Raw genomic sequence first — 615 nt, forward strand, 5'->3', positions numbered from 1 at the left:
GATTACTATATAACTGCATAAAAATTGCATACGAACATAGCCGGGCGTTCCATCTATTTTTATTTCGGTCATTATAGCAAAAACAGAAAAAGTACTAGTGCTAATAAGAATTAGCAGTGTGCCGAAGAATTTTCTCCTTTTCTCTAACTCAGCCGGTACAACAAAATAAAATATTACAATAATAGAAACGAACAAAATAACCATAATAATAAATGATGGGAAAAAGCCGTTTCCTCCTAAGTAAAAACGGTAAGAAAGATATACAAAGGTGACAAAAGTAAAGCTTCTTAAACCTCCATATAGAAAGGCTAAAATGATAGGAATAAGCCGTAAATCATAAATATATCCTAGATGAAAACTAAAGGGGAACGTTATACAAAGAACAGTAGAAATTGATGAAAGAAAGGAAATTAATACCTTATTACGCACTTTATTACCATCTTTATCTAACCAAAATATTTGATAGCAAAAAATACAAAGGATAATAATGAATGCATTTAATAACAGTGTATGTATCCACATGCTCTATCCCCTTCTTTCTATTAAAATAAATGTCTATTAAGTATAATTAGCGAAATATTATTATGATTATACATTATTTTATCTAGATAAAAG

1 protein-coding gene is annotated in these 615 nt (G+C 28.8%); it reads right to left on the bottom strand.

Going from position 1 to position 615, the window contains the following annotated elements; genetic code table 11:
• Positions 1–522: LytS/YhcK type 5TM receptor domain-containing protein (locus AC1DSL_RS19205; protein ID WP_477533476.1), on the bottom strand; the 522-nt coding region annotated here is incomplete at its 3' end.
• Positions 523–615 lie beyond the last annotated feature (93 nt).

This window comes from Paenisporosarcina sp. P4_D4, assembly GCF_056401835.1.